The organism is Clostridium sp. (assembly GCF_036643715.1).
Taxonomy (GTDB): Bacteria; Bacillota; Clostridia; order Clostridiales; family Clostridiaceae; genus Clostridium.
Genome location: NZ_JAVXRL010000046.1, coordinates 1 through 23,032, shown reverse-complemented (window position 1 = coordinate 23,032; position 23,032 = coordinate 1). Strand labels below are relative to the sequence as shown.

The following is a 23,032-nucleotide window of genomic DNA, read 5'->3' as shown; positions in this document are numbered from 1 at the left end:
AATCATGTTCTCCATGTATATATTCTCTCCATTTTATATTTTCGCCTTTAATCAAAGGTTTTAAACTTCTACCATCCACTGTTTCTGGTATTTCTATAGAGGCTATATCAAGTAGTGTTGGCATTATATCTCTAAGTTCAACAACTTCATCGAACTCTTGTCCACACTGTACATTTAGTATATTTCCTGGGTCATAAATAATAAAGGGTACTTTAATGCTTCCTTCATAAGGAAGAGCCTTTCTATAGAAATTATGATCACCTAACATATCACCATGATCTGATACAAATAAAATAATAGTATTATAAAGATCATCATATTCATCTAATGCTGATATAAATCTTCTAATTTGATGGTCTATATGGCTTATAGATCCATAATACGCAGCCTTAGCCTTCTTATTAGACTTCTTACTTATCTTACCTTTGGTGCACATTATATTAAATCCAAGCCCTTCATTTTCATCTTCATTCCATGGACTTTCACTGCACCACGCTCCAACCTTAGGTTCTCCTAAATCCTCATTTATATATTGATTATAATAAAATTCTGGTGGATCTAATGGAGAATGAGGACGTACAAAAGACATCTTTAAAAAAAATGGCTTACTTGGATCCCTTCTTCTTAAAAAGTCAATTGATTCACTAACAACCCAATTTGTTGGATGAAGATATTCTTCTAAGTTCCAAGGTCTTGCATCCCATGAGTTTTTATCAATACCAATATCAGTTAAATCAAAATTAATTCCTTTCTTATCTTTAAACCATTTTAAATAATCATCAACATTTTCAAATTGACTTCTACTAGACTTATTTCTTTTTCTACTAAAATCTAAATAACCATCATGTAATATAACATTATTAAATCCGCATAAATTCCTCTCAGGATATACATGCATTTTACCTATACACTGTGTTTGATATCCACCCTTTGTAAATTCAGATGCAATAGTATTTTTATAATTCCATTCTATACCATCTTCATATCCTACTCTCCCATGATTTTTCTGTTTCATTCCAGTTATAACAGCAGCCCTTGATGCTATACAACTTGGAACTGCAGTATATGCTTTCTTAAAATTATATCCAAATTTTGAAAGCATATTTAAATTAGGTGTTTCTATATTATCATTGCCATTTACAGAAATGCAATCGTTTCTCATTTGGTCTACCATCATTAAAATAATATTTGGTTTCATACTTAAAATCTTCTCCTTTAAATATATTTAATTAAATAAAAAACCTCTACTTGGAAATCCAATATAGAGGTTTAAACTGAACTTTAACCTTTTATTCCACCTACATTAATACCTTCTGTAAGTTTTTTATGGAATAGTGAGTAAATTATTATTGTTGGTATCATAACTATTACCATTCCAGCAAACATTGCACCCCAGTCAGTTGCAAACTTTTGGACTTCCATTAAATTTTGTAGCCCAACTGGTAATGTTCTTTTTCCTTCACTCATTAAGAATGTAGTTGCAAGTGCATATTCATTCCAAAATGCCATGAAGTTAAATATTAATACAGTTATTATTCCTGGCTTTGCAAGTGGCACTATAACATTCATAAGAGTTTTAAAGTAACCACATCCGTCAATCATTGCAGCCTCTTCATAATCTTTTGGTATTCCTTGCATAAACCCTATCAGCATATAAGTTGCAAATGGTGTGTGTAGTACTGCATATACTAAACTTAATGCAACTAAATTGTCTAGAAGCTTTAAATCATTTAATACTAAAAATAAAGGAACTATAATGTATACAGCTTGAATAAATAATCCTGCCATATAACTATTTTTTATAAAGTTTGCCCCTATAAACTTATATCTTGATAAAGCATAAGCTGAAGGTACAACTAAAATCATAAGTATTACTAGAGATAAAAAAGTAACAAATATTGAATTTAAAAAGTATCCACCCATGTTAGATTTTACAAAGGCTGTAATATAATTTTCAAAATGAAGTTTCTCAGGTAATGCCCATGGACTTGCATAAAACTCTTTAGTTGACTTTAATGAAGCTAGAACAGTCCATATAAGTGGAAGAATAACTATTAAGCTTCCAATTATTAAAACAATCCTTAATATCCACGTTTTAAATTTATCTTCTTTATTTGATACAGACATAGTTTCCCCTCCTTATACAGTTTCTTTTTTTCTTGATATTTTATTCATCATTAATGCTAATCCTAAAGCTATTACAAATACTACAACACCAATTGCCATTGCATATCCGTAATTTGAGTTGGTAAATGCTTGTTTATACATATATGTTAATAGCACTTCTGAGTTACCATCAGGTCCTCCCTTTGTCATTACAGTTACAAAAATAAAACTCAAGTTAAATACTCCTGTAATATAAAAAGCAAATGTAACTCTAACAATTTCCCAAAGCATAGGAATTGTTACATATCTAAACTTTTCAAAAAATGATGCCCCTTCAATATCAGCAACTTCATAAAGTTCTGGTGATACACTATCTAAACCAGCCATATAAATTACCATGTAATATCCAACAGCTTGCCAAACCATAGCTAGTACTATAGCAATCAGTACCGTCTTTGGATCTCCGAGCCAAGCATGTGCAATTGAGTCGAGGCCTATCTTACTTAGGAAAGAATTTAAAATACCTATTGATGGATCATAAATATAAGTAAATAAAACACCTATTACAACCATTGATAATATGTTCGGGAAGAAAAATACTAATCTATAGAAATTTTTCTCTTTTAATTTTCCTTGAGTAAGTAAAACTGCAAGTAATAATGCTACAATCATTGTTATTGCCGGGAATGTAAGCATTATAATTAATGTATTTTTAAGAGCTTGCCAAAACTTTTGATCTTGAAATAATGTTTCAAAGTTTTTAAGTCCTATAAATTCTGGACTTTTTGATAATCCACTCCAGTTATATAAAGACATACTAAATCCTTTTATAAGCGGATACACTAAAAAAAACAAAAATAGTGCAAAGGTTGGTATAACACTTAAAGCTAAAAATATATTTCTATTTTTATTCTTTTTATTAGTTTTTTTAAGAGATACCGTCTTGTTATTTTTAAAACCCTTCATCTTTTCTCCCCTCCTAATTTCTTTATATAAATGACAAGGGGGATAATTCCCCCTTAAATCATTTTAAAATATTTTATTTCATAGCTTCTCTAAGTTTTGTATCTGATTTTTCTAATTGCTCTACCCATTTCTCTACAGTAAGTTTTCCATTCATAACTGAACTAATTGGATTAAATATTTCATCTTTAATATTTACTTCAGTTTGACCTGTAGTTGCGAATGATAAAGTAATTGGCTTAACACCTTCATTAAATACTTTGAATGATTCATAGTTTGATTTAGGTAAGAATTCTTTAGCAAGTTCTAAACCATTCTTTGTTGGAATTACTCCACCTGATTTTTCTGCATTTAACTTAATATTTTCATCTTCATATTGATATAATAAGAATTTTTTAGCAAGGTCTGCATTTTTAGCATCCTTTGGAATATACATTTGCTCAATCATAGTAGTAACATATCTATCTTGTCCTTCTTTAAACACTGGTGGTGCCATAAATCCAAATGAGAATCCCTTTTCTGGAATTGCATCTTTCATTTCACCTTCGAACCAGTTACCATTTGGTATAAATAAAGCTTTACCATTTAAGAACTCAGTTTGTGCTTGAGTATGATTCATTGCAACAGTACCATTCATTAAGTATCCCTTCTTTGCAATTGTTTCAAATACTCCAAGTGCGGATTTAGCTGCATCTGTTTTCCATGCACCTTCTTTGTAATTTAGTATATCCTTTAATGCATCTTCTCCACCTGCTGAAGCTATAGCTGGATATAACATAGCTTCAGTATATCCAGGTGACATTCCTTGATAAGTGAATAATGCTTTTCCATCTTTCTTTGCTGCATCATTTAATGCATAGAATTCATCCCAAGTTTTAGGTTCTTTTAATCCTTTTTCTTCAAAGTAAGTTTTGTTATACCACATTCCTGTTAAGTTGTAGTAAAGTGGTGCTAAATATTTTTTACCATCTCCATATGGTGAAGTTAGTGAATTATCTAAGAATCCATCCATCATCTTCTCTTTTAAAACTGTTCCATCTGATAATTTCATATCAAATACATCTGAAATATCTGTTAAAGCTTCATCCTTTATTAATGCTTCAGTTAATCCTGATGGATCTCCTGTCTTTAAGTATACAAAGTCTGGTGCTCCTCCAGATGCAATTTTAGGTCTTATAATGTCTCCTATCTTAGGGCTACACTCTAAGTTTACCTTTACTCCCGGATTATCCTTTTCAAATCTTTTTGCTACCTCTTCCCAATATTCTTTACCGAATCCACCTTCAAATACAGCTACATTTAATTCTTTCTGTTCTCCTGCACCTGCATTAGTTTCTTCAGTCTTATTTCCACAACCTGCAAATAATGATAATCCTACTGTTGTGGCTGCTAGAAGAGTTAAAATCTTGATGTGTCTTTTTTTCATACCAGTTCCCCCTTAACATTCTCTATATTCATTTTTAAAGTTTTTAATTGCCTTAAAATAATATTATCATTAATCGTTTTCATAAAGTATAAACGTAATTTACATTAATATGGAATATTTTTACGAATTTATTTATAGCACTTTTTCTTAAATTCACTTGGATTTATACCATAAAATTTCTTGAATAATTTATTGAAATAAAACTGATCATCTATTCCAACCATCAGCGAAGCTTCCTTTATCATTATTGATTTATTTGATAGAAGCTCTAATGCTTTACTCATTTTTCTCTCGTTAATAAAATAAGTAATATTTTTACCTGTTTCATTTTTGAATATTCTACTTAAATAACTTTCATTCATGTTGACCTTTTTAGATAGCATATTTAGCGTTATTTTTCTTTCAATATTTTTATCTACAAAACTTATAATATCTTCAATTTCCTTTCTATATGTCCTATTGCTCGCATCATTTATCCACTCTTGAATACTCGAAAACTCCTCATTCAAGTACTTTTTAAGCATAAGTACATCTTTACTTCCATCTATATTTTTTCTTATATTTTCAAACTTCTCTACATTTTTAAATCCGTTTTGAAGTTCATTACCTTCTATATTTGCAAAAATAAATTTAAATATTTCTTTACTTCTTTTAGGCTCCCCTTCCTCTTTTATAATAAAGGCAATTATTTTATCAACTAAAATGTTATTTTTATCAAATACTCTCTCCTTAACACATTTCACAATTTCCATAGCGCACGGGATATTCGAATAATCAATATTTTTAAACTTTGGCATTATAGCACAATCAATAACAGAGCCCTCTCCTAAGTAAAATCTCCATTGAAACAGATCAAAGGTTTTCCTAAAACAACCATAAATACTATCTATTCCTTCGTATTTATCTGATATAGAACTTGATATTGTAATATTTAAATATTGCTTTATATTTTTCGTAATCTTGTTTACCATATCAATATAGTTTATATTGATATCATTTTTAAAAATAATAATACCACTATGATTTCTTACAAATAATATTTTATAATCTACATCTTTAAATATATTTTCTTCTATTATGTGTTTAATATTTTCTCTAAGTTTTTCATGTTCCTTTATTTTATCTTTGTAAACCCTCTCTATATTATCAACTTTAAAATAAACTATTTTATATCCTTCATTAAATATAGAATATTTTTCACTATTTATAGATTTTTTTAACTCAAAATCTAATTCATCCCCTCTAATCATTGATAATAATGCATTTTTAAAATTGTTATCATCATCTATTTTTTCATAAGTTTTACTCGTCTCTTTACTTTCTATTTTCTTTTTAATTTGAGATATAATACTCTCTATATCTTCTTTTTCTATAGTAACTTTTAATAAATAATCAAATGCTCCTTCTTTCATAGCTCTTCTAACTAATTCGTAATCTCCATGATTACTAAGAACAAGCGTTTCACAATTTATATTCCTCTTTTTCACTTCTTGTATAAGCTCTATACCATCTACATGAGGCATTTTTAAATCTGTTATTACAATATCCACTTCACTCTTCTCAAGTAAGCCTAATGCTTCACAACCATCTTTTGCACAACCTATAATTTCGCAACCTAGACTATCCCAGTTAACTATATTTCGCATAGCTATTCTTACTAACTTTTCATCATCAACAATCAAAACTTTATACATAAATAATCACCCCATATATTATTTCGGAAGTATTATACTTACTTCTGTTCCTTCATTTACTTTACTTTTTAATGTAACTTTACTTTTCAATCCATAAGTTAACTCTATTCGTTCTAACACATTCCTGTATCCAACACCTGAAAGACTGTCATTACTCTTCTTCTTTTTACTATTAACATCAAAACCTACTCCATTATCTTTTATAAGTATCTTAATTGAGCTTTCTGTTTCTTGTATAATTATATGAATGGTTTGTCCTTCTTTTTCTTCTGTAAATCCGTGAAGTATTGAATTTTCTATTATAGGTTGTAGTATAAATTTTATTATTTTGAATTCATACACATCATTTTTAATATTATAAAAGACTTCAAAAGAATCTCCATATCGTAGTTTTTGTATAACAATATAATTTTTAATATTTTCTATTTCTTCTTTAATTGTTACAAACTCATTTGAATCTATTATTGTATTTCTAAGTAATTTAGCAAGAGATGAAAGTCCATTAGAAACTGATGTATCTTCATTCATTACTGCAATCCACTTTAAAGTATTTAAAGTATTAAATAAAAAGTGAGGATTTATTTGAGCTTGAAGCATTTTTATTTCTGACTCTCTCTTTAATTTCTGTTCCTTCTTAACTTCATTTATTAAACTATTAATTTTATCTATAAGTCCATTAAATCTTTTGCTTAATGCTCCTATTTCATCATTACTTTTATCTTCTAACCGTTCTTCAAAATATCCATCAACTACATTATCTAAATTTTTTATTAACTCATCAATTGGATTATAAATACTCTTATATATATATCTTGATAATATTATTACAATTATTATAAATAAAATAGTGCATAAAAATATTATAATAACCGTCTCAACTAGCTTATCAACAAAGCTAGCATACGTAGTTAAATTTACAGCTTTCCAATTTAATCTATCTAGATTATTGCTTTTCGCTATATATCTAACATTATCAATTATTGTTTTATCCCCGTTTAGTTCAATTTTTTTTCTATACTCAAAGGGAACTTGTCCAAATAGATAGTTATCATTTTCATCTAATATTACAATTGCATTATCCTTTTCACTATCTACATTTAAGAAACTTCCCCCAAAAGCTTTCTCATTTAATGCAACGAATATATAACCGTCTACATCTCCATGATTTGAAGATTTTATTGTTCGTACCATTGCAATTATTCCTTCTTTTCCTATTTTCGTATGAAACCAAATTGTTCTACCTGGGTTACTCTCTGCAATTTCTGAATATTTTACTACATCTTCTTTTGGGAAGTACTTAAAACCTTGAGTATATAAAATTGATAAGTCCTTATTTAAAATCTCAACTTCCCCAACACTAGATAAAAGATGTAGCTTAGAATATAAAAAATTATTTAGGCTATTAGAAAACTCATACTTTTCCATCTGACTCATTACTCTATAATTTTGAAGTCCACTATGAATAGTTTCAGACATTAAAACTTCATCTAGCTGTTGTTCAAATTTTTCAATATTTAAAGTTATGTTATCTTCTGCAAGTTTTAACATTTGACCAGAGTAGTTTGATATGTTTTCTTTTATTACACTTTGACTATTTTGCCATGTTAAAATAAATCCTGCTATCATTAAAATTATTGGAACAACAGCGAAACTAATAAATAATCTTTTCTTTATACTTATATTTCTTAATTTACCCATTTTTATCTCCTAATACATATTTTACTTATTAAGTATATCATTTTTAACAATCGTTTACAAAATGTTTAAATATTATATTTAATTTTATAATATTTATTATAAAACAAAATTAATAGACCTATATCAAACTAATTCACATTAGTTTAATATAGGTCTGCTTGAATTTTTTATTTAATATTTACCCATCTCATTTCCATTGGACTTAATTGTAGTTTACCATTTAGTTCTCCATTTACAAAAAGATCTGTAAATTGCTCCTCTCTTGTATTATTTATAACTGCAATTTTATTAACTTCCTCAAATGCAGTACACTCAGTATTAACATTTGTAACATAATACTTTTTCATTTCATCTTCTTTGTTTGCAGCAAAATATATAGCTCTTAAAAGTAATCTACAATTTTGAGGTGAATATGGTAGTCCTGAAAAATACACACTTCTACCATTTCCAAATTTATTTACTACAAGCTGTGAATATTCTCTTTCTCTAGATAATATTTGATATTCATCACCTTTAGCATAAATTCCTGGCATCTTCTCACCAAAATCTAGTTCTTCATTTATATCTTCAAGTAAAAAATGGTCTTTATTAACTTCATTATACTTTCTAGTACTTAAAGAATATCCAATTTCTTTATCTACTCCAAGTATATCATCAAGTTTAAAATAACTACCTTCTTTTTCATATGCAGTTGGTTCTCCAACACCAATGAATCCTCCACCATTATTTACCCATTCTCTTATTTTCGTTACGACATCTTCATCATCCCAATTTTTTCCACCACTCCATGCGCTGTATGCAGTTCCAGCATTTATAACAACTTTAAATTCATCTAACAAACCATTTTTCACATCATCGAAATTAATAAATGATACATCAACTGGCATTCCGCTTAAACATTCAATAACTCCAACATATGAATATATTTCTCTATACCATAGCGCATGTGCAACCTGATTGGTTTGCCATGTCCTAAGTTTTCCCCATGAGTTTAAAACTGCAACCTTTAAAGATGTATATGATTTTGCACCATTTATAGTATCATGAATACTTCTAAACTCATTACAAATCTTTGTAACTTCATCTACAAACTCTGGGAATTCCCTAGTTAACCCTAAGTATCCTCCATATCCAATCCTATCTAATGGACTTCTTAAAATAGCTCTTCTTGCTTGTAACCAATTTTCTTGTCCCTCTTTTACAGGATCTCCAGTTTCATTAAATACATCTGGGAAGAAATATGGAAGAAATCTTCCTTCTGTGTACTTAATTCCTTTTATATCACTTATCATTCTCATAGTTGCCCCATTGCCAACAGACCCAACTACAGAATCTAAACCTATCTCTTCAAAATATTTCCCATAAGGTTCTGTTCCAATCCAATTATCTCCAAGGAACATCATAGCCTCTTTTCCATATTCATGGCACATATCAACCATCTTCTTAGCTAATGATGCTACCCATTTTGATTGAAAATCTATATAATCTATAAATTCTTTTTTCGGAACTCTAAAAGGTGAATTATAATAACCTTCATCAACAATATCTTCCGGTCTTAATTTATAACCTTTTTCTTTATGAAAATCTTCCATAGCCTTTGGACTTACAGATGAGCTATATCCAAACCAATCAACAAACTTCTCTTTTCCATCCTCATTAAAAGTTAATGTAAAATGATGGAAGAAAGTTGTGAATCTAACAACATTTATATCATCATTTTCTTTAAGCCACTTTTCTAAAAGTTCAAGCATATGTTCTTGGCTTTTAGGTTGTCTGCAATCATAAGGAATTTCATGTGGCTTATCCCCCCAGTCATTTGTTATATGATTATACATTTGTGTTGGATCCCATATCATATAAACTAGGAAATTGACTGTATACTTATGCCACGCTAACGCATTATTAATAGTTACAGTTCCTGCCGCTTTATTGAATCTCCAATTATCATTTGAAACTGTCTCACCAGTTGTCCTATCTATAACTTCCCACCAAAGTTTCTCATCATGAACTTTATCAATATCAAATTGATCCTTAAAATATCCTTTAAGTAATTCTATGACAACGCTTTCACCTTTTGCAATAATAGGCTCTGACATTAAATATAATTGTTGTACCTCATCCATATTTTCCTTTATAAATTGTTGATCATTTCTAGTAGTTAAGTATGTACTATAATTTTTCACACCTAACCCTGTTACCTCTTCACTAAGTTTTGTTCCATCACAATCTCTTATTGCATCAGCGCCCCACTTATCAATTATATCTTTTAAATATGCATTCATATTTTTGTCAGTTGGAATAGTTACTCTCCCTTTACTCATATATACCTCTCCTTTAACTTTACAATTCCCTTATATAAAATTCTAATTTAATCCCCAACTTTTATAAATAGATACTTTTTTTATATTTATATATTATTTTTACTTAAATCTTTCTTTATAATCTACCGGTGCTACATTACCATACAAAGTATATGCCATTAGGGCTGCCCCATTCCATGGCTCTATCTCTGGTTCTTTTATAATGCAATTGATCCCATAAGTGTTAAGCATTTCTTTTAGTGGCTCTAATATAAAATCACCTGACTTAAATACTCCACCTGTATAAGATAATATAAACTCATCTTTAAAATTTAATAATGTCTTTAATGCTTTTATATGAAGAAATATTTCATATGCACTTTCTCTAAATATTTCTCTTGAAGCAATACAGCCTTTACTAGCTGCAATAAATGCTATTTTTGAAAACTTAGCTAATTCAGTTCTAGAGAATTTTAATCTATTAAATACAATATCAACTATTTCAAAATAATCTTCTATATTCATTTCCGTCTCTAAAATATCAACAAGAATAGTTTTTTCATGTCTACCATCTTTCTGCTTTGTATACTCATTTATAACTTTAAGACCTATACTATAAGCACTTCCATCATCACCTATCCCAGGTCCCCAGCCACCAACTCGTCCATCTTCTCCATTTTCATTCCTGCCATAAGCAATGCTACCTGTTCCTGCAACAATATTTATACCATTTTTACACCCTGTCCCTGCAGCCCACCCTGCAACAGCATCATTTGCTACTTTAAATGATGTAAATCCAAATACACTATTCATAACTTCATCAATATCATCTTTGTCATTTTTGCTTTCACCATAACCCGGTGCACCTATAAAAATATAATTTATTTCATTTTTACTGATATTTGATTTTTTTAAAATTATATTAAGTGATTCATTAAGCTCTTTTTCCATATTTTCTTTTCCAACTTGATGTATATGAATAGTTCCTCTCTCTATATCACAAGCACTTGATAATTCCTCATTTACTAATACATATCTTGTTTTAGTCCCTCCACCATCTATACCTAAATAATACATACATTCTCCTCCCTTATTACCATATATTATTTGTTAAATTCTATCATATATATAATTTCAGTCAATATACTTTAGTAATGTTCCAAAAATAATAGTACAATCACTAGAAAATATACCATTTTAATTATTTATTATTAGAGGTAACTTAAATACGTAAATTATTTATTAATAGTAGTAAAAATAATACATAGTCTTTATTTTGTTCTATATTTATAATTAGAGTATATTAAAGTGTGTAAAAATTTGGCACTAATAACTATCTAAAGGAGATTTAAATTATGGCTGGATTAGTATTAAAAAATATAAACAAAACTTATGAGAATGGTTTTGAAGCTGTTAAAAATTTCAGTTTAACTATTGAAGATAAAGAATTTATTGTTTTTGTTGGTCCATCTGGTTGCGGAAAGTCTACAACCCTTAGAATGATAGCTGGCCTTGAGGAAATTTCTAGTGGGGAGATGTATATAGGCGATTCTAAAGTAAACGATGTAGCACCAAAAGATAGGGACATTGCAATGGTTTTTCAAAACTATGCACTTTATCCTCACATGACAGTTTATGAAAATATGTCTTTTGGTCTTAAACTTAAGAAAACACCAAAAGATATTATGGATCAAAAAGTTAGAGCTGCAGCTAAAATACTTGACATAGAACATCTACTTGATAGAAAACCAAAAGCTCTATCAGGAGGTCAAAGACAAAGGGTTGCTATGGGAAGAGCTATAGTTAGACATCCTAAAGTATTTCTCATGGACGAGCCTCTTTCAAACCTTGATGCAAAGCTAAGAGTTCAAATGAGAATTGAAATATCAAAGCTTTACAAAGATTTACAGACAACATTTATTTATGTAACACATGATCAAACTGAAGCTATGACTCTAGGTTCTAGAATAGTAGTAATGAAAGATGGCCTTGTTCAACAAATTGCATCTCCAAAAGAGATTTATGAAAATCCTGTTAATATGTTTGTAGCTGGTTTTATAGGTAGTCCTCAAATGAATTTTTTAGACGGTACTATTAATGATACAAATAAGAGCATTAAAATTTTCGAAAGTGAAATTCCTCTTTCTGATGAAAAGTATAATTTATTAAAAAGTAAATCCTCAAGTAAAGATGTTGTTATTGGTATAAGACCAGAAAACATATCTGTATTAAATAGTAATACTAAATCAGATAATATTGGAACCTTCACTGCTGAAATTGATTTACTAGAAAATCTTGGTTCAGAAACTTATATTCACCTATCTAAAGAAGAAAAAAATATTGTAATTAAGTCTTCTGGAACTTTAGATTTAACTCATGGTGATAACTTACGCTTCTCCTTTAATATAGAAAAACTGCACGTTTTTGATAAGGAACGTCAAGACACTATATTTTAAAATAGAAAAGAACTGCTAGAATTACCTAGCAGTTCTTTTTATTTAAATAAATCTTTAAATCCTTTTTTATGATGTCCTTCTTTAGTGTCTTCAACTTTTTCACCTGAAGCTTCCATAAACATCATTAAAGCTTCTTTTTGTTTATCACTTAATTTCTTTGGAATATCAACTATTACTTTAACGTACTGGTCTCCTCTTCCATTTCCATTAACTTTTGGAACACCTTTTCCTTTTAATCTAAATAATGTTCCTGATTGTGTTCCTTCTGGTACTGTGTACTTGACATTTCCATCAACAGTTTCAACTGTGATTTCTGTTCCAAGTGCAGCTTTTGCCATTGATATATGTGCATCTACATATATATCAATACCCTTTCTTGTAAATACCTTAGAAGGTGCAACCATAATTTTAATATAAAGATCTCCTGCTGGTCCACCATTAGCGCCATGTTCACCTTGGCCTCTAAGTGGCATTACATTTCCAGTATCAACACCAGCTGGTATATTAACCTTTATCTTTCTTGTCTTTCTAACTTGACCTTTTCCTTTACATGTTTGACATGGCTCTTCAATAATCTTTCCAGTTCCATGACACTTATCACATGTAGTTGTACTTACAAAACTTCCAAGTGGAGTTTGTCTTTGTACTCTAACTTGACCTGATCCATGACATACTGGACAAGTCTTAGGAGTTGTTCCAGGCTTAGCACCTGATCCATTACAAGTTTCACAATTTTCATTTCTTGTAATAGATATTTCCTTTTCTACTCCTTTAATAGCCTCTTCAAAAGTTAATCTTATTGTATACTCTATGTCAGCTCCTCGTTTTGGTCCATTTCTTCTTGCTGAACTTGAACCGCCTCCGCCGCCAAAGAATGTATCAAATATGTCTCCGAATCCTCCCATTTCTGAGAAATCGAAACCACCAAATCCACCTGCTCCTGCTCCAAATCCGCTTCCATCAAAATCTGCTGTTCCATATTGATCGTACTTAGCTTTTTTATCTGGATCTGAAAGTACTTGATAAGCTTCATTTATTTCTTTAAATTTCTTTTCTGCTTCATCATTTCCTTGATTCTTATCAGGATGGTACTTTATAGCTAGCTTTCTAAAGGCTTTCTTAATTTCAGCATCACTTGCGCCCTTTTCCAATCCAAGGATTTCATAATAGTCTTTGCTTGCCATCTATTTTTCACCACCAATTTTTAGACTTTATAAGAGGGAAGACGACTCTTACCTCTGCCTTCCCTCTACTTATTATATAAGAAACTACGTTATTTTTATAGTCTTATTTATTATTTATCATCTTCTACTTTGAAATCTGCATCTACAACATTGTCATCATGTGGTGCTTCAGCGTTTCCTTGTGCTCCACCCATGTTGCTTGGATCAAATCCTTCTGCTCCAGGTTGTGCTCCTGCATCTTGGTAGATTTTTGATGATACTGCATAGAATTCTTGAGTTAATTCTTCAATTGCTTTCTTAATTCCTTCTATATCATCTGAATCTTTTATCTTCTTAACTTCTTCTAATTTAGCAGTTACTTTTGCTTTATCATCTGCTGATACCTTATCTCCAAGTTCTTCTAAAGTCTTTTCAGTTTGGTATACAACTTGATCTGCATTGTTCTTAACTTCTATTGATTCTTTTCTCTTCTTATCTTCTTCAGCGAACTTTTCAGCTTCTTTAACAGCATTTTCTACTTCGTCATCACTTAAGTTAGTTGAAGCTGTAATTGTAATGTTTGCTTCTTTTCCAGTTCCTTTATCCATTGCTGATACTTTAACAATACCATTAGCATCGATATCAAATGTTACTTCGATTTGAGGAATTCCTCTTGGAGCTGGTGCTATTCCTGATAATGAGAATCTACCTAAAGTCTTATCATCTGCAGCCATTTGTCTTTCACCTTGAACTACGTGAATTTCAACTGATGTTTGACCATCTGCAGCTGTTGAGAATGTTTGACTCTTCTTAGCTGGGATTGTTGTATTTCTTTCTATAAGTGGAGTTGCAACTCCTCCTAAAGTTTCGATTCCAAGTGTTAATGGAGTAACATCTAGTAATAATACGTCCTTAACTTCTCCTGTTAAAACACCTGCTTGAATTGCAGCACCTATAGCAACACATTCATCTGGGTTTATTCCCTTTGAAGGTTCTTTGCCTGTGAAGTTCTTAACTGCTTCTTGTACAGCTGGTATTCTTGTTGATCCACCAACTAATAATATCTTATCTATATCATTTACTGAAATTCCAGCATCTTGTATAGCTTTCTTCATTGGTTCAATTGATCTTTGAACTAAGTCATGAGTTAATTCATTGAATTTAGCTCTTGTTAAGTTCATGTCGATATGTTTTGGACCAGTTGCATCAGCTGTGATGAATGGTAAGTTAATGTTTGTTTGAGTTGATGATGATAACTCAATTTTAGCTTTTTCAGCAGCTTCTTTTAATCTTTGAAGAGCCATCTTATCTTGTCTTAAATCTATTCCATTTTCAGCTTTGAATGTATCTGCGATGTAATCCATGATTTTTTCATCGAAGTCATCTCCACCAAGTTTTGTATCTCCGTTTGTTGATAATACTTCAAATACTCCATCACCAAGTTCTAGTATAGATACATCGAAAGTACCACCACCTAGGTCATATACTAATACTTTTTCTTCGTGATCTGCTTTTTCTAATCCGTATGCAAGTGCTGCAGCTGTTGGTTCATTTATTATTCTTAAAACTTCAAGTCCAGCAATTCTACCAGCATCTTTAGTTGCTTGTCTTTCAGCATCATTAAAGTAAGCTGGAACAGTTATAACTGCTTGAGTTACTTTTTCTCCTAAATAGCTTTCTGCGTCTGCTTTTAATTTTTGAAGTACCATTGCTGATATTTCTTGTGGTGTATATTGTTTTCCGTCAACATCTACTTTAAAATCAGTACCCATATGTCTCTTAATTGAGATTATTGTTTTATCTGGGTTTGTAATTGCTTGTCTTTTAGCAACCTGACCTACTAATCTTTCACCATTTGCTTGGAATGAGACAACTGAAGGAGTTGTTCTAGCACCTTCTGAGTTTGTTATAACAACTGGTTCTCCACCTTCCATAACTGCTACACATGAATTTGTTGTTCCTAAATCAATACCTATAATTTTTGACATAATCTATTCCTCCTTGACACAAACTATTGTTTGTTATACTCATTTTATTTTATTCTATTTATTAAAATTATTTAATTTGCAACTTTAACAACTGAATGTCTTATTACCTTATCTCCCTTTTTGTAACCTTTCATGAATACCTCAGTTACTGAGTTCTCATCAAAGTTTTCATCTTCTATATGCATTACTGCTTGATGGAAATTTGGATCAAAACCTTCTTTTGTTTCAATTTCTTCAACACCTAATTTTTCTAAAGCTGTATTGAATCCTTTAAGAGTCATTTCAACACCCTTTTTCATATCATCAATGTTTCCATCTGCTTCTACAGCTCTTTCTAAGTTATCTATATTAGGTACAATTTCTTTAAGGACGTCTACACATGCATCTGCGTATATTCCTTCTTTTTCTTTAGTTGTTCTTTTTCTGTAGTTTTCATACTCAGCAGAAACTCTTAAAAGTCTTTCTTTTAAAGTCTCAAGTTCGTTAGTTAATTTTTTGTTTTCTTCTTTATATTTCTTAAACATATTTAACTCATCCTCTTCTTTTTTCTTTTCGTCTGAAACTTGAGCTTCTTCATTTGAATCTTCTATGTTTTCTGCATCATTTTCTTCTATATTAATTTCTTCATTAACTACTTCATTTTCATCATTAACTAAATTTTCTTTATCCTTAATCATCTCTTTCTTAGCACCTCATATCTTTTATTTTTTTGATGGCCCTCTTAAAGTGTTGTTTAATTCTTTCATTACTTGCGCCATTATTGCAATTACCTTTGAATAATTAATTCTTCTAGGTCCAATTAAACCAATAGTTCCTTTAGCTCTGTCGCCTAGTGAGTACTCTGCTGATATAACACTACAATCCTTTGCTTCAGGAATATAATTTTCATCACCAATTTTAATAGTTAAATCACTACCAGGTTCTATAAGTTCAACAACACAATCCTTATTATGAAGAAGTGACAAAATCTCTTTTGCTTTATCAATGTCATTGTACTCTGGATAATTAAATATATTTGTAGTACCCTCCATAAACACTCTAGAAGTATCATCTTCTTTTAAACATTGATATAGTGCCGGTAGCATTGCATTAAATACTTCATCATAACCATGTAAATCTACTTTCAAATTGTTTATAACTTCTAAATTAATATCTTCTATTGAAAGATGTACAAGTCTTTGATTTAATATTTTACTTATGCCACTTAAAACTTCCACCGAGGGCGATCCATTTACTCTTATTAATTGATTTTTAATAAGACCCCCATCAGTAACTATAACAGCTAAAAGATTTTGATCATCCATCCTTACTATTTGAATTGACTTTATAGAACTCATACTCATAGAAGGCGTTTTAACAATACACGTTAAATGTGTTAACTCTGAAAGTAATGTACTTGCATTTTTAACAATCTTATTAACTTCTAGCATTGCTGAATTTAAAACATACTCTCTTATCTTTAAGTCTTCTTCCTTACTTAAAAGTGGCTTATCCATCATGCTATCTACATATAATCTATATCCTTTACTTGATGGTATTCTACCAGCTGAAGTATGGGGTTGTTCTAAATATCCCATATCCTCAAGGTCTGACATTTCATTTCTGATTGTTGCAGAACCTACTCCTAAGTCATGATTCTTTGCAATTGTCCTAGAACCGACTGGTTCTCCAGTCTTAATGTAATCATTGATAATAGCTTCTAATATTTTAATTTTTCTATCATCAATAACCATACAATCACCTCTATTTGTTAGCACTCACTACTAACGAGTGCTAATGACTATATTTAAATAATATTCTCGTTGAATATTTTTGTCAACGAGAATATTACCCTATATTTCTAAATTAATGTTAATTAACCTGATTTATTTTAATTTTTCTCTTATTTTCTTCACTTTTCATAGTTATATAATAAATTCACTCATTACCCAATTAGATACTTCTATACCTTTATCAGTTAACAGAATTCTTCCGTCTTTTTCTTCTATTAAGTTTAGTTTTTTGTTTTTATCTATCACAGTCCCATATACTTCCATCATGTCTTTAGAAAACTTTTGTTTAAATTCAGCTAACGATATTCCATCTATTAATCTAAGTCCTAAAAACATGAATTCTTCCATATCTTCTTTTAAAGTATTGTTTATAATACTTTCAGAAACATCTTCATTAGTTCTTATTTTATTAATATATTTTTTAATATTATCAATATTTTTAATTCTTTTTTCATCTATATAAGAACTTGCAGATACTCCAACACCTAAGTATTCATCTAATTTCCAATATACTTTGTTATGCTCACATTCTTTTCCTTCTTTTGCATAGTTAGAAATTTCATATTGTTTATAATTATTTTTTTCTAAAATTTCTTTAGTAAGTTCATACATTTTTCTCTCATCTTCTTCTGAAGGAGTATTAAGTTTTCCATCTTCATATAACTTATAAAAACAAGTTCCTTCTTCTATTATTAGACTATATGCAGAAATGTGCTCTGGATTTAGTTCTACCATTTCTTTTACTGTCTCTTCATAATCTTTAATACTTTGATTTGGCAGTCCAAACATAATATCAATATTTATATTCTCTATCCCAAATGCTCTTGCTCTTTTATAATTTTCCTTAAATTCTTCAATAGTATGTATTCTTCCTATATCTTTTAATAAATTATTTTTTGTTGTTTGAAGTCCCATACTTATTCTATTCATCCCATTGTTTTTAATTATTTTAATTTTTTCATCAGTTAAAGTTCCAGGGTTACATTCAATCGTTCTCTCTGCATTTTCTTTGTAAGTTAATTTATTTAACTCTTTTAGCAATTTCAAAAGATTATCTTCACTTAAATATGATGGAGTTCCTCCCCCAATAAATAATGTCTTTACTATATAATTTTTACACTTATTTCTTATTTCTAAAATAAGAGCGTCTACATAATCATCTTCTAAGCTTTCTATACCTGCATATGATTTAAAATCACAATAAAAACATTTCTGTTTGCAAAAAGGTATATGTATATATAATGCTATCTCTTTCATCTTTGCTTCTCCTTAATTTAATATATTTAAATTTATTATATCAAAAATAAAGAGATAGAACCTTAATGAAACTCATTAAGGTTCTATCTCCTAAAAATATATTATAATAACGCTTCTGCTTGCTCTTCTAAGTGCTTTAAATTTTTTGATTCTGTTTCAATTGCTGAAAAATCATGTATTTCTTTAAAATTATAAAAGAAGTTAGCAAATGCTATTTTTTGAGATCTATTTATATCAAGATCTACCGCAACTTTATCTAAAAAGTCTACTTCAACATCACCATAGTTTCCATCAACTAGCGCAAGACCAACTAATTCGAAATAAACGATTCTTTTAGTTCTCTCTCTACTTCTTTTTAATGTAGTAATTATATTACTATATGGTAATTCACTAATACTATCTTCTTCTAGTTCAAGTTCTCTTCTATAATCATCTATAAGCTTCTTCTCTTCTCTTGCAATTACATGGTCTACATTTGCAAATTGATTAACTAAATTTATAAATGACACTGCTTCATCTCTATTAAATTCTTTTAAAAACATCTCAATCACTCCTTTTGTAAATTCATTATAACCTAAGTACACATATTTTTCACTTATGTTAAGGAAATCTTAAAAAATAAACCCCAAAATTATTTTGGGGTTTACTATAAATTCATTGTATTAATCTACTTTTAATATTGACATGAATGCTTCTTGTGGTACTTCAACAGATCCCACTTGTCTCATTCTCTTCTTACCTTCTTTTTGCTTTTCTAGAAGTTTTCTTTTTCTTGATATATCTCCACCATAACATTTAGCAAGTACGTCTTTTCTCATAGCTTTAACTGTCTCTCTAGCTATTATTTTAGCACCTACTGCGGCTTGTATTGGAACTTCGAATAATTGTCTTGGAATTATTTCCTTAAGCTTCTCTGCAATTCCTCTTCCTTTATGATAAGCTCTCTCTCTTGGAACTATCATTGAAAGTGCATCAACAACATCACCATTTAGTAATATATCAAGTTTACAAAGGTCTGCCTTTTCATATCCTTTAAATTCATAATCTAATGAAGCATAACCTCTAGTTTTTGATTTTAAAGTATCAAAAAAGTCATATACTATTTCATTTAGAGGAATATCGTAGTTTATAACTGCTCTAGTTTCCTCCATATATTGCATATCAATATATGTTCCTCTTCTATCTTGGCATAATTCCATAACTGCTCCTACATATTCAGTTGGAGTAATTATTGAAGCCTTAACAACTGGCTCTTCCATATAATCTACTTCACTCATCTCAGGAAGATTTGTTGGGTTTGTTATATCAAATTGCTCTCCGTCTGTTTTCTTTATCTTATAAATAACAGATGGCGCTGTTGTTATAATATCTAAATTGAATTCTCTCTCTATTCTTTCTTGAATTATTTCCATATGTAATAATCCTAAGAATCCACATCTAAAACCAAATCCTAACGCTATAGAACTTTCTGGTTCAAAGTTTAATGCAGCATCATTAATTTGAAGTTTTTCTAATGCTTCTTTTAATTCTTCATATTTAGCTCCGTCAACTGGATATATACCTGAATATACCATTGGAATAGCAGGTTTGTATCCTGGAAGTGCTTCTTCTGTTTCTCTTGAAGCTTCTGTTATTGTATCTCCGACCCTTGCATCTTTAACTTTCTTAATTGATGCAGCTACATATCCAACATCTCCAGCTCTTAATTCGTTAATTGGTAAAAGTTTTGGAGTAAATACTCCAACTTCTGTAACATCATACACTTTGTTTGTTGCCATGAATTTAATCTTTGTTCCTGGCTTTACAACGCCGTCTATAACTCTTATATAACTTACAACACCTTTATAAGTGTCATAGCATGAATCGAATACTAACGCTTTAAGAGGCGCGTTTTCATCTCCACTTGGTGCTGGAATATCACGTACAACAGCTTCTAAAACATCTTCTACATTTAAACCAGTTTTAGCTGATATCATAGGAGCTTCATCAGCTGGTATACCTATTACATCTTCTATTTCTTGCTTAATTTCATCTGGTCTTGCAGATGGAAGGTCTATTTTATTTATAACTGGACTAATTTCTAAGTTATTATCAAGTGCTAAATAACAGTTTGCAAGTGTTTGTGCTTGAATACCTTGTGTTGCATCAACAACTAATACAGCACCTTCACAAGCTGCTAAACTTCTTGATACTTCATATGTGAAATCCACATGTCCTGGAGTATCTATTAAGTTTAAAATATATTCATCTCCATTTTCTCTTCTGTATACAAGTCTTGCCGCTTGAGATTTGATTGTTATTCCTCTTTCTCTCTCAAGTTCCATATTATCAAGTACTTGTTCTTCCATTTCTCTCTTAGTTAAAGTACCTGTAATTTCTAACAATCTATCTGCTAACGTGGATTTACCATGATCTATATGCGCTACTATTGAAAAATTTCTAATAAAATCTTGTCTATTATTTTTCATATATAAAACTACCCTTTCGTAAATAAAGGCAGTTATTTCACCCCCATATATTAAAGTCAAGCTAAATTATAACACACTTCCTACGGTAGGTGTCAACAATTTATGGGGCTATAACTGCACTTTATTGTTTCTTTTGCTATATAATTTTCGTTATAAATTCTTCTATAGTAGAAAATAACTTTGAAAATGCTTCGAAAGTATTTCTGAATATATTTTTTATTCCATTTAAAAGATTGGATTCTTCTTTAACTTTTATCTTTTTATCATTTACTGATACTATATATTCGCCTTCATCTTCATATATCTTAACATTTGAATTATCTTGTATAAATCCATTGAAATCCTCACCGAACTCTGAACTTACAAGCTTAAAGTTATCATAAGTATTACCAATAGGTGAAAGAGCTTTTGTATTTATAATATTTATATTAATAAGTCCTATAATAGTTAAAAAAGAACTTACTACTAAAAACAATATTATTAATCTCATTCTTTTTTTTCTTCTCATAAATACACCTCATTAAATATTTCTATTATTTAATGATGACCATTTCTCAATATATTTATTCATCTATTTTCCATTAATATATTCAGCAATTATTCTAGCTATATATTTTGCTGAATTCATTGATTCCTCTGACTTATTTATATTAGCTCCTACTTCTATAAGTACAGAATTACTAAATATATCTTGGTTAAATGCATTTATTCCACTATTATAAGTTGTAGTAGGTCTTGCAAATCCTGGATAAAGTTCATTTGTTATTTTAGCTAATTCTTTTTCTACTTTGCTATTTGCAGCAAACTTAGAACTATTTTTTGCATTAACATAACTAATTTTAGCTAAATTTTCACCGTTTACTTTAGCAGTAAATGCATTTTTATTTGCCGGAGTTGCTTTCTTTCTATCAAGACCATCTCTATGAAGGTCTATTACTAATTTAAAACTATCTCCATATTTACTTTGATATCTTTTAACAGTTTCTCTTGATCTATTATATGAACCATTATATGAAAGGTCATGTTTTGTCTTATCATGAATTACTGATATTCCATATTTTTCTTCCAACTCTTTTTCTATTATGTTTCCAACTCCAACAACATTTAAATTTGCATCATCAGTAAAGTTTGAACTCTCTGCATATCCTTCTGATGTATGTGTGTGATAAATCAACACTTCTGGTTTGCCACTATTTAATTCTTTCTTAAGTTCTGGATTATATAAATTTTTTTTCTCGCTATCTGTATATTTTGATACAGAACCATCCGTTAATTCAAAAGGTTTATACTCTACAAAACCACCATCTTCATATTCATTTATTGAGTCTTTAAATATAGGAAGCTCACTTTTAATTAGTTTTAGAGGACTAATATCTTTAAGTCCGACAGCTTCTAAGCAAATATTTTTAATAGAAAAATTATTTTCGTAGTACTCATCTTCATTATAAACTTGAGTTTCTACAATAGGCATTGTGAAATTGAGTAATTGAACGTATGCAAGACCGCCTCTCTCATCGTTATTTGATAGTATATATATGCATCTTGCAAAAAATATAACTATACAAACAAGCAAGATAACTATTCCAACATCCATAGTGCCATTTTTACTTCTTATTATATTTTTCCCTTTCACCTAAAATCCCCTCCCTCTACTTAAATATATATATGAGAGGATTAACATAATTATTATATTTTTTAATTCATAAATTTATTTATATCTTCCATCTATTTTAATCTATAT

Annotated in this window: 18 protein-coding genes; 1 reads left to right on the top strand and 17 read right to left on the bottom strand. The window is 29.7% G+C overall.

Annotated features, from left to right (window positions below; genetic code table 11):
* The 8 genes from RSF37_RS11920 to RSF37_RS11885 all read right to left on the bottom strand — a co-directional run.
* Nucleotides 1–1,198 (bottom strand): arylsulfatase (locus RSF37_RS11920; RefSeq protein ID WP_332564627.1); only part of this gene is annotated, 1,198 nt, incomplete at its 3' end.
* Between the two features lie 83 nt (nucleotides 1,199–1,281).
* A complete protein-coding gene (locus RSF37_RS11915; protein ID WP_332564626.1) occupies nucleotides 1,282–2,127 on the bottom strand; it encodes a carbohydrate ABC transporter permease in 846 nt (281 codons plus the stop codon).
* 12 nt (nucleotides 2,128–2,139) lie between these two features.
* Nucleotides 2,140–3,072, bottom strand: coding sequence for a carbohydrate ABC transporter permease (locus RSF37_RS11910; protein WP_332564625.1), 933 nt, complete (start codon nucleotides 3,070–3,072; stop codon nucleotides 2,140–2,142).
* A 73-nt stretch (nucleotides 3,073–3,145) separates the two neighbouring features.
* On the bottom strand, nucleotides 3,146–4,495 hold the full coding sequence (locus RSF37_RS11905; RefSeq protein WP_332564624.1) for a carbohydrate ABC transporter substrate-binding protein: 1,350 nt from the start codon (nucleotides 4,493–4,495) through the stop codon (nucleotides 3,146–3,148).
* Nucleotides 4,496–4,623: 128 nt separating this feature from the next.
* Nucleotides 4,624–6,189: a response regulator gene (locus tag RSF37_RS11900; RefSeq protein ID WP_332564623.1), complete on the bottom strand. Its 1,566-nt coding sequence runs from the start codon at nucleotides 6,187–6,189 to the stop codon at nucleotides 4,624–4,626.
* A gap of 18 nt (nucleotides 6,190–6,207) precedes the next feature.
* Entirely contained in the window at nucleotides 6,208–7,887 is a 1,680-nt protein-coding gene (locus RSF37_RS11895) for a sensor histidine kinase (protein WP_332564622.1), read from the bottom strand.
* A 167-nt stretch (nucleotides 7,888–8,054) separates the two neighbouring features.
* Nucleotides 8,055–10,208 carry a 1,3-beta-galactosyl-N-acetylhexosamine phosphorylase gene (gene gnpA / locus RSF37_RS11890; RefSeq protein WP_332564621.1) on the bottom strand — a complete coding sequence of 718 codons (2,154 nt, stop codon included), beginning with the start codon at nucleotides 10,206–10,208 and terminating at the stop codon, nucleotides 8,055–8,057.
* A gap of 99 nt (nucleotides 10,209–10,307) precedes the next feature.
* Nucleotides 10,308–11,264, bottom strand: a complete 957-nt coding sequence (locus RSF37_RS11885) for a BadF/BadG/BcrA/BcrD ATPase family protein (RefSeq protein ID WP_332564620.1) — start codon at nucleotides 11,262–11,264, stop codon at nucleotides 10,308–10,310.
* Between the two features lie 278 nt (nucleotides 11,265–11,542).
* Here RSF37_RS11885 and RSF37_RS11880 point away from each other — a divergent pair, with 278 nt between their 5' ends.
* Nucleotides 11,543–12,643, top strand: coding sequence for an ABC transporter ATP-binding protein (locus RSF37_RS11880; protein WP_332564619.1), 1,101 nt, complete (start codon nucleotides 11,543–11,545; stop codon nucleotides 12,641–12,643).
* A gap of 38 nt (nucleotides 12,644–12,681) precedes the next feature.
* Here the strand turns inward: RSF37_RS11880 and dnaJ are convergent, their stop codons facing one another.
* From dnaJ to RSF37_RS11835, 9 genes are all read right to left on the bottom strand, one after another.
* Nucleotides 12,682–13,827 (bottom strand): molecular chaperone DnaJ, encoded by a 1,146-nt coding sequence (gene dnaJ / locus RSF37_RS11875; protein ID WP_332564618.1) that lies wholly within the window; start codon nucleotides 13,825–13,827, stop codon nucleotides 12,682–12,684.
* A 110-nt stretch (nucleotides 13,828–13,937) separates the two neighbouring features.
* Nucleotides 13,938–15,794, bottom strand: a complete 1,857-nt coding sequence (gene dnaK, locus RSF37_RS11870) for a molecular chaperone DnaK (RefSeq protein WP_332564617.1) — start codon at nucleotides 15,792–15,794, stop codon at nucleotides 13,938–13,940.
* Nucleotides 15,795–15,865: 71 nt separating this feature from the next.
* Nucleotides 15,866–16,471: a nucleotide exchange factor GrpE gene (gene grpE / locus RSF37_RS11865; protein ID WP_332564616.1), complete on the bottom strand. Its 606-nt coding sequence runs from the start codon at nucleotides 16,469–16,471 to the stop codon at nucleotides 15,866–15,868.
* Nucleotides 16,472–16,495: 24 nt separating this feature from the next.
* Entirely contained in the window at nucleotides 16,496–17,527 is a 1,032-nt protein-coding gene (gene hrcA, locus RSF37_RS11860) for a heat-inducible transcriptional repressor HrcA (protein ID WP_332564615.1), read from the bottom strand.
* 171 nt (nucleotides 17,528–17,698) lie between these two features.
* Nucleotides 17,699–18,823, bottom strand: a complete 1,125-nt coding sequence (gene hemW / locus RSF37_RS11855) for a radical SAM family heme chaperone HemW (RefSeq protein ID WP_332564614.1) — start codon at nucleotides 18,821–18,823, stop codon at nucleotides 17,699–17,701.
* 101 nt (nucleotides 18,824–18,924) lie between these two features.
* On the bottom strand, nucleotides 18,925–19,365 hold the full coding sequence (locus RSF37_RS11850; protein ID WP_332564613.1) for a hypothetical protein: 441 nt from the start codon (nucleotides 19,363–19,365) through the stop codon (nucleotides 18,925–18,927).
* Between the two features lie 120 nt (nucleotides 19,366–19,485).
* Nucleotides 19,486–21,291, bottom strand: a complete 1,806-nt coding sequence (lepA, locus tag RSF37_RS11845; RefSeq protein WP_332564612.1) for a translation elongation factor 4 — start codon at nucleotides 21,289–21,291, stop codon at nucleotides 19,486–19,488.
* 136 nt (nucleotides 21,292–21,427) lie between these two features.
* A complete protein-coding gene (locus tag RSF37_RS11840; protein WP_332564611.1) occupies nucleotides 21,428–21,799 on the bottom strand; it encodes a hypothetical protein in 372 nt (123 codons plus the stop codon).
* Nucleotides 21,800–21,862: 63 nt separating this feature from the next.
* Nucleotides 21,863–22,924, bottom strand: coding sequence for a stage II sporulation protein P (locus RSF37_RS11835; RefSeq protein ID WP_332564610.1), 1,062 nt, complete (start codon nucleotides 22,922–22,924; stop codon nucleotides 21,863–21,865).
* Nucleotides 22,925–23,032 lie beyond the last annotated feature (108 nt).